Source organism: Methanohalophilus portucalensis (assembly GCF_002761295.1).
Lineage (GTDB): Archaea > Halobacteriota > Methanosarcinia > Methanosarcinales > Methanosarcinaceae > Methanohalophilus > Methanohalophilus portucalensis.
Genome location: NZ_CP017881.1, coordinates 740371 through 747503 on the forward strand (window position 1 = coordinate 740371; position 7133 = coordinate 747503).

The following is a 7133-nucleotide window of genomic DNA, read 5'->3' on the forward strand; positions in this document are numbered from 1 at the left end:
ATTTATTATTATAATGTTTATACCTGCGATAAGAGGCAATATGCAGAATGTAAAAACCGGATTTAATTCCATAGTCAAATACCTGAGTACTAAAAAGGAAGTAGGGCGGCGGAGTATTGGACTTCTTGTAGACGGCCCCAATGTCCTGAGAAAGGAATTTGATGTAAATTTAGAAGAAATAAGGGATGTATTGAAAGAGTACGGTAATGTCAAGATAGGACGTGTTTTCCTTAATCAGTATGCTTCTAATAAACTTGTAGAAGCTGTGGAAAACAATGGTTTCGAACCTGTCATTTGTTCAAGCGATGTGGATGTAAGGCTTGCTGTTGAGGGAATGGATCTTGTTCATAATCCCAACATTGATACTCTTGCACTTGTGACAAGAGATGCTGACTTTAAACCCTTGTTGAATAAAGCAAATGAACACGGGAAAGAAACTATAATCTTTGGTGTAGAACCTGGATTTTCAACTGCCCTTAGAAATTCTTCTGACTATGTTGTAATTTTGAATACAGGAGAGGTTTCGATACCTGAAGAAGAGATGTCTTAAATTTCATCATCTCTTTTACAGGACCTTATATCATCGATCATTTCTTCCAGACGTGGCCTTGAAATTCCACGTTTGATTTCTGTACAATTCTTTATTTTTTCCATTAATGCACATAATTCTTCGTGTTCAAGGGAATTTCCCATGTCCTTAATTATCCCTTTTAAGGCTTTCAGGCCTGTATGCTTACCGACTATAAGGTTTCGGACCCCACCAACCATTTCCGGGGAAAAGAGTTCGTAAGTCCGCGGCTCTTCCAGGATTGCCATGACGTGTATCCCGGATTCATGCGTGAAGGCATGTTTGCCCACAATAGCTTTATTCACGGGAGTTGTAAGGCCGGAATAATCTTCAACTTTTCTTGCAAGACCATTAAGATGTGTGGTATCGTAATTTTCGATTCCGTACTGTACACGAAGGGCTACAAGTACTTCTTCAAGAGGTGCGTTTCCTGCTCTTTCTCCAATACCATTTACGGTGGTATGGAGTTGCTTTGCCCCTGCCTCAGCTGCTGCTAAAGTATTTGCAGTGGCAAGTCCGATATCATTGTGACAGTGAATGCATATGGGTGTATGTACTTTTTCTTTTATCTTTTCAACCAGGTATTTGGTAGTTGAAGGATTTAATATTCCTATGGTATCAGCGATGCTTACATAATCAACATTGTATTTTTCTGCTTCCTGAAATGCATGTTGTAGGGTGGGTATGGGTGTACGCGTTGCATCCTCTGCGGCAAACCTTACTTTAAGTCCATGGTCTTTTGCATATTCTACTGCTTCCATCGAGCAACCCAGTACATCGCTGCATGATCGGTGGTATTTATGCTTCAAATGAAGGTCTGAAAGAGCTATGAATATGCTCACTATATCAACATCACAATCAATAGCAGCATCGACATCCCCTATGATGGAACGTGCCAGGCAACACGTTTTTGCATTCAGCCCCATATTGCTAATTTCCTTTATGGTTTCTTTTTCAGAAGAAGAAACGACAGGAAATCCGGCTTCAATAACCTCGATACCAATTGCATCCAGTTCACTTGCCAGGTCCATTTTCTCTTCTTTGCTAAATGCAACACCGGGAGTTTGTTCACCGTCCCTGAGGGTCACATCACATATTTCTATATCAAGAGGTTCGATATCAATAAAATCCATCATCTCATTTCTGGAATACTCATTATTTGGAGCCATGTTATCGCTATCCGGTCCTATCTTTACTTTTATATTTAAAGATATGTGTTTGTATCATCGAAGTTTTGATTGCACTTTCTCATAGAAACCACTACGTTCAGTCACTACAAAACGAGCAGGATTTTTTGCTTTTGTAAGACAAACGGTATCTTCTTTTTTCATTGTGTAAGTATGCTGCCCATCGATAACAACAGCAGCTTCCTTTTCCGGAATAGTTATTTCGACCTTTATGGGCCTGTCAGAAGGTACCACCCAGGGGCGGGCTGAAAGTTTGAATGGGGCAAGAGGTACTATGAGGGTAGCATTGACCCTGGGATCCAGAATAGGTCCTCCGGCACTCATAGCATAGGCTGTGGAACCTGTGGGGGTAGCGATTACTACTCCGTCAGATCTGAACTCTTCTATCATACACCCGTCAACCGTTACCCGGAATGTTAGTATCTTGGCAGGTCTGGCTGTGGTTAGTACAACTTCATTTGTTGCACAGGGTAATTCTGCACCGTTGAGATTGACTGCAATACGACAACGTTCGGTATATTCGAATCCTTCCAGCACATTCTCGATTGTAGGAATTGCCTCTTCAGGCATCACATCCACAAGGAAACCCAGCATGCCCATGTTAATTCCCAGAAGTGGTAGTGGATCATCCATCCTGGATATGCTGCGCAGAACAGTGCCGTCTCCTCCGATTGAAATCATCAGGTTGGCACCTGCTTCTTTCATATTTTCCACAGGCATTCGTTCTGTTTCAGGAAGATTAAGCATGTCAAAGGACCCTTCATCCAGAAAAATCTTAATTTGTGAAGTGAACCTTTTCACAATAGTCTCAACCATTTCCAGGGCTTGCGGACTATCATATTTAGAGGTTATACCAATTTTATTTACTTTCATCTTTTCTCCCCACAAAATTGAGTATGTCCCTGTGGGCATGTCCGTTTGATGCTATCATGGAAAGCCTGTTTACAACACTATCCTGAAGGTGTAACTCTGTACCTTTTCCGTTAGTTACCATGCCATTTGTTTCTTCAAGGATAAGTTTTCCTGCAGCAACATCAATCAGCCTCAGTGAATTTCTGATATCTACAAAAGCATCAAGTTTGCCGCAGGCAACATAGCAGAGTTCAAGGGCTACGCTTCCCAGTATCCGAACCCTTCTTACTTTTCTTGAAAGTTCCAGGGTATGTTCCACATTGTTATGATAACCATAAAGGCTGACACTGAAATTTTTTAATAGTTTTCTGTTGGATGTATTTATTGGTTCGCCATTTAGATATGCTCCTCCTCCTTTATATGCATGGTATATATCACCTGTGCAGAGGTTTTTAACATATCCAAAGTAGATTGAAGAAAGATCCGCATTGCCAATAGCAATGGAAGTTGAATAAAAAGGGATTCCATGGGCTGCATTATATGTGCCGTCAAGAGGGTCAATTATAAAAGTTATTTCAGGTTTTTTATCAGGAATATATTCCCCATATTCTTCACTGAGGATGCGGCAATTGCCATAACTTTTCAACACTTCAAAAATTGCCTTTTCAGCCCTGTCATCGATCAGCCTTGTGCGGGTCCCATCTGCTCCCATATAAACAGATTGATATGCTTTTCTTTTTCCGACAAGGTCTTTTATGGATTCGTTAGCCTCTTTTGAAGCATGGTTGCAAACTTCAAGAAGGCTTTGTATCGATTGCATAAAAAGATGGGTATTAGATACCCATTGCTTTGTTAGTTTTTGATACGGACTTTGTTCCGTCCTTTTCGATTTCCATCATAGCACGTATTGCATCGATATTTTCGGGAATCACATCTGATTCCTGATGGATTCCCTGGAAGAAGTATAGTTCTCCTTCATATATCGTGATAGATTCGTTCCATACACAGTTTTCCCACATGTCACACCTTGGGCGGTTCATATCACGAGCCATTTCCATTACCTCGGCCGTGGAAGTTATTCCCTGTCCGACAAAACGCACACGGGACTGTCTGGCCAGTAAAGCTTCTACTTCTTCTGCCGTACATTCGCTATTCAGTTCCATGTTGACAGTGTGCAGGTGCATAAGTGTAGTAGGAAGTTTCACAGCTGTAGTAGCGATATCGATGCCGGGGAGGACGGTTTTGACATCCGGGCCGTGATGGGAAGGCAGTTTAATGGGATTGGGAACAATAGCATTGATCGGTCCTTTCTTGATATCCCCGGGGTCAGCAGCCCTTCTCATCAGGGTCACTCTTGCTTTGTTTACTCCAAATTCGTCATCAAGAGGTTTGATGACTCTGCAGAGACCGGTCGTATTACAGGATACTACCCGTACAAAATCCCTTCCGATTGCTTCTTCATAATTGCTCTGTGCATTGAATGAACAACCTGCAAGTTCGTGGTCTTCCCCGCCCTGCCAGATAGCTTTGACACCTGCTTTTTCGTAAATTGATTTGTTCTTTTCACCAATTCCGCCGGGTGTACAGTCTACAACGACATCTGCTCTTTCAAGCATATCGTCAATGGAACCTTCAACTTCAAGGTTTGCCTTTTCCATCCCCTTTATTCTATCTTCAGGTGCAAACACATCATATCCCTTTTTCTTTGCCATAAAAGCTTCAAAATTAGGGCGGGTCTTTGCTACTCCAATTATTTCCATGTCGTCCTGGACGCTTACAGCGTCTGCAACTCTCTTTCCGATGGTTCCGTAACCGTTTATTGCAACTTTGACTGTCATTTTATGTACCTTCCCTGTAGTGTCGGCTATATACAGTTAAAGGGATTTGATCCTATTCCCCCGGTTTTGATATTTAATCATTTCCGAGTATTATAAGCTCTCCCTTTGAGAAATTGATTTCCTTTATAGAACCCTGAACATTTTCTCTTTCACCGAATATGCCTGTAAGTTCAATTTCATCTCCTTCCACAATTACACGTGTAGTTGACTCCATAATAATATCTCTATTTCCTTCTCCCCTTTCCAGAACCGCTTTTAGTTCACACATAACTTCACCTCATAATTTTGGCAACCGAATAACCTTTCTCAAGACCCATATCATGTGCAACACTTTCGCATTTTGTCTGCAGTAGGTAAGCGATGGGGCCCATTTTCCTTTCTGAAAGGGTTTCGTAATTTGCCATACCTTTGCTTATAATAAGACTTGCTTTGTCAAAAGCCTCTAGTAATTCTTGCGGTGCCTCATCAAAAGCAACTCCGATTGCATTACAGCCTGTAGTCAAAACCCTGTCAACTTTATCTTCCAGATTGAGTTGCCTGACATCTTCCATAGTTACATCGGTTAGTATTGGATCTCCCCGCACGACAAGTGTTATATTGCCTCCCGCTTTTTTGATAAGGTCAAAAACAAATGTATCAAGGATTATTTCGCCGCAATTGTCCGCTACATAAACCACATTATCAAGCATTTTGAACATTTCGGATGTATCGTCAACGTCAAGTCCTTTGTAGAAGACATTCCTGAATGTTTCATCAAATACATCTTCTCCAACATCAAAACCCATTACACCAAAGTCGAAATAGTTCCCTATAACTGATGCAAGTATCGCTCTTCTGAATGCTTCTTCCAGTGAAGGTCCATTTTGATAGATAAGTTCTTTAGCAACAGGGTATACTTGTTGTGCCGTACTATTGCTAAGTTCCTTTAAGTTATAATATGGATCGTTGTTTTCAATTATTTCATAGGCTTTCCTGTGTACAGCGGTTGATACCACTCCTGCAGCAACACCCGGCCTGTAGGTATTTCGCATCACATCCATACACTCTGTAATTGCCCTGTATATTTTATTTGGGTCGTCTGTTGCAAGCTCTGCTTCATAGTGTACTCTTGAAAGAAGGCAGTAAGTACATCGTGGGTCCATTTTCATTATTTTTCATCCAGGTTTTATGAATATACCTTTTGAATAGTAAAAAGTTATTTTAAAAATATCCTCTTTACATTTATTACCATTATGTTGAATAAAGTACAATTTAGAGCATTTTAATAGGTTATTATGGCATATATTAAATCTGACTTAGTCATTAATCCTACTTTTTAATTAATGTTGTTCTGTATATTACGTAACTTCGTATACTATTAAGATAAGGAATCAATAATCACTTTTACTTGTTTTGATGAATAATCCACATTAAATTTTTCTTTTATAATTGCCTGTACATCAGAAGTTTTCCATTTCTTTTTTTCCCGAAGTATGTTTTTCAGTTCGTACTTCTGTTCTTCACTGAGTTTTGAAGGTCTGCCACCACCATATTTGGGAAATAATCCGGGGTATCCATCCCGATTCCATCTTCTCTGCCATATGTAACCAATCCTTTTTGTGACGCCTGTTTTTTTTGCAGATTCTTCCACTGAAAAACCTTTGTATCGGTATCTTATGAAGTACAGTCGGGTCAAAACTTTTGTAAGGTATTCTATGTATCTTATCCTTTTTTCCAGGCTTTCTATGCTCATCTTTTCTTTAATAGGATACATTTCTTTTTTTGCCATGTCTTTTGATTGCGCTTTTAAGTATAAATAGTTATGTTTGATACTAAAAAGATTTATATAAAATAAATAATCAGATTCTTAGTAGTTGTTAACCGGCAAATAGTTTCCTTTAAGGACACGCCGGTTATCTATAATATGTAAATAAGGTGATTTAATGGGAAAACAGGAAATGTATGATAAACTCAGAGATGCGATTGTCAATCAGGACATCAATGGTGCTGGTCCTCTTGTCCAGGAAGCCCTGGATGCAGGTTTAACTCCTTTCGAGATCATCAACGATGGTCTGTCTGTGGGTATGAAGATCATCGGTGACAAATTCGAAGCCGCCGAAGTCTATCTTCCACAGATAATGATGTCTGCAAAGGCCATGAAAGCTGCCATGGAAATTCTTGATCCAATCCTTGCAGAGGACGAGACCTCAGAATCCGTTGGGACCTGCATCAAGTTCGTCCAGGAAGGCGACATCCACGATATAGGTCACAGGCTTGTTGCAACCATGCTCGGTGCAAACGGTTTCACCGTTATCGACATGGGTGTTGACGTACCCAACGACAAGGTCATCGAAGAAGTAGCAGCCCACAAAGGCGAGAAACTTATGCTCTCCGGCTCTGCCCTTATGACCACTTCCATGCTCGGCCAGAAAGACGTCATGCGTCTGCTTGAAGAAGAAGGTCTCCGTGACTCTGTAAAAGTAATGTTCGGTGGCGCTCCGGTCACAGATTCCTGGATTAAGGAAATCGGTGCTGACGCAACAGCAGAAAACGCAGCAGAAGCAGCAAATGTGGCTCTTGAATTAATGAAAAAATAAAACCGGGAGGATAATTTATGACATTTACCAAATCCGTAACTTGCTATGATTTTTATGACCGTGCCCAGACCGGTGAGAAATGCACCCAGGATGACTGGGACCTGATGACCAT

Annotated in this window: 9 protein-coding genes; 2 read left to right on the forward strand and 7 right to left on the reverse strand. The window is 40.8% G+C overall.

Annotation, left to right across the window (positions count from 1 at the left end):
- Positions 1-40: 40 nt before the first annotated feature.
- Positions 41-550, forward strand: coding sequence for a TIGR00288 family NYN domain-containing protein (locus tag BKM01_RS03965; RefSeq protein ID WP_072359716.1), 510 nt, complete (start codon positions 41-43; stop codon positions 548-550).
- Here BKM01_RS03965 and BKM01_RS03970 read toward each other — a convergent pair.
- The 7 genes from BKM01_RS03970 to BKM01_RS04000 form a co-directional block, all read right to left on the reverse strand.
- Entirely contained in the window at positions 547-1737 is a 1191-nt protein-coding gene (locus BKM01_RS03970) for a homocitrate synthase family protein (RefSeq protein WP_072359713.1), read from the reverse strand. The two genes, BKM01_RS03965 and BKM01_RS03970, sit on opposite strands and share 4 nt — an antisense overlap.
- A 54-nt stretch (positions 1738-1791) precedes the next feature.
- Positions 1792-2628 carry an NAD(+)/NADH kinase gene (locus tag BKM01_RS03975; protein WP_072359711.1) on the reverse strand — a complete coding sequence of 279 codons (837 nt, stop codon included), beginning with the start codon at positions 2626-2628 and terminating at the stop codon, positions 1792-1794.
- Positions 2615-3427, reverse strand: a complete 813-nt coding sequence (locus BKM01_RS03980) for a bifunctional fructose-bisphosphatase/inositol-phosphate phosphatase (protein ID WP_072359709.1) — start codon at positions 3425-3427, stop codon at positions 2615-2617. Before BKM01_RS03980 ends, BKM01_RS03975 begins: the two co-directional genes overlap by 14 nt.
- Positions 3428-3440: 13 nt before the next feature.
- On the reverse strand, positions 3441-4445 hold the full coding sequence (locus BKM01_RS03985) for a type II glyceraldehyde-3-phosphate dehydrogenase (protein WP_072359708.1): 1005 nt from the start codon (positions 4443-4445) through the stop codon (positions 3441-3443).
- 73 nt (positions 4446-4518) lie between these two features.
- Positions 4519-4713: a CooT family nickel-binding protein gene (locus BKM01_RS03990; RefSeq protein ID WP_072359706.1), complete on the reverse strand. Its 195-nt coding sequence runs from the start codon at positions 4711-4713 to the stop codon at positions 4519-4521.
- Between the two features lie 4 nt (positions 4714-4717).
- Positions 4718-5593 carry a damage-control phosphatase ARMT1 family protein gene (locus BKM01_RS03995; RefSeq protein WP_072359704.1) on the reverse strand — a complete coding sequence of 292 codons (876 nt, stop codon included), beginning with the start codon at positions 5591-5593 and terminating at the stop codon, positions 4718-4720.
- 209 nt (positions 5594-5802) lie between these two features.
- On the reverse strand, positions 5803-6213 hold the full coding sequence (locus BKM01_RS04000) for a helix-turn-helix domain-containing protein (protein ID WP_072359702.1): 411 nt from the start codon (positions 6211-6213) through the stop codon (positions 5803-5805).
- A gap of 154 nt (positions 6214-6367) precedes the next feature.
- Between BKM01_RS04000 and BKM01_RS04005 the strand changes: the two genes are divergently transcribed.
- Positions 6368-7021 carry a methyltransferase cognate corrinoid protein gene (locus BKM01_RS04005; RefSeq protein ID WP_085503686.1) on the forward strand — a complete coding sequence of 218 codons (654 nt, stop codon included), beginning with the start codon at positions 6368-6370 and terminating at the stop codon, positions 7019-7021.
- Positions 7022-7133: the final 112 nt, after the last annotated feature.

Excerpts from the sequence above, each read along its gene's own strand:
- BKM01_RS03965 (WP_072359716.1), top strand. The coding sequence starts at position 41 with ATGCAGAATGTAAAAACCGGATTTAATTCCATAGTCAAATACCTGAGT.
- BKM01_RS03980 (WP_072359709.1), bottom strand. The coding sequence starts at position 3,427 with ATGCAATCGATACAAAGCCTTCTTGAAGTTTGCAACCATGCTTCAAAA.
- BKM01_RS04005 (WP_085503686.1), top strand. The coding sequence starts at position 6,368 with ATGGGAAAACAGGAAATGTATGATAAACTCAGAGATGCGATTGTCAAT.
- BKM01_RS03995 (WP_072359704.1), bottom strand. The coding sequence starts at position 5,593 with ATGAAAATGGACCCACGATGTACTTACTGCCTTCTTTCAAGAGTACAC.
- BKM01_RS03970 (WP_072359713.1), bottom strand. The coding sequence starts at position 1,737 with ATGGCTCCAAATAATGAGTATTCCAGAAATGAGATGATGGATTTTATT.
- BKM01_RS03985 (WP_072359708.1), bottom strand. The coding sequence starts at position 4,445 with ATGACAGTCAAAGTTGCAATAAACGGTTACGGAACCATCGGAAAGAGA.
- BKM01_RS03990 (WP_072359706.1), bottom strand. The coding sequence starts at position 4,713 with ATGTGTGAACTAAAAGCGGTTCTGGAAAGGGGAGAAGGAAATAGAGAT.
- BKM01_RS04000 (WP_072359702.1), bottom strand. The coding sequence starts at position 6,213 with ATGGCAAAAAAAGAAATGTATCCTATTAAAGAAAAGATGAGCATAGAA.
- BKM01_RS03975 (WP_072359711.1), bottom strand. The coding sequence starts at position 2,628 with ATGAAAGTAAATAAAATTGGTATAACCTCTAAATATGATAGTCCGCAA.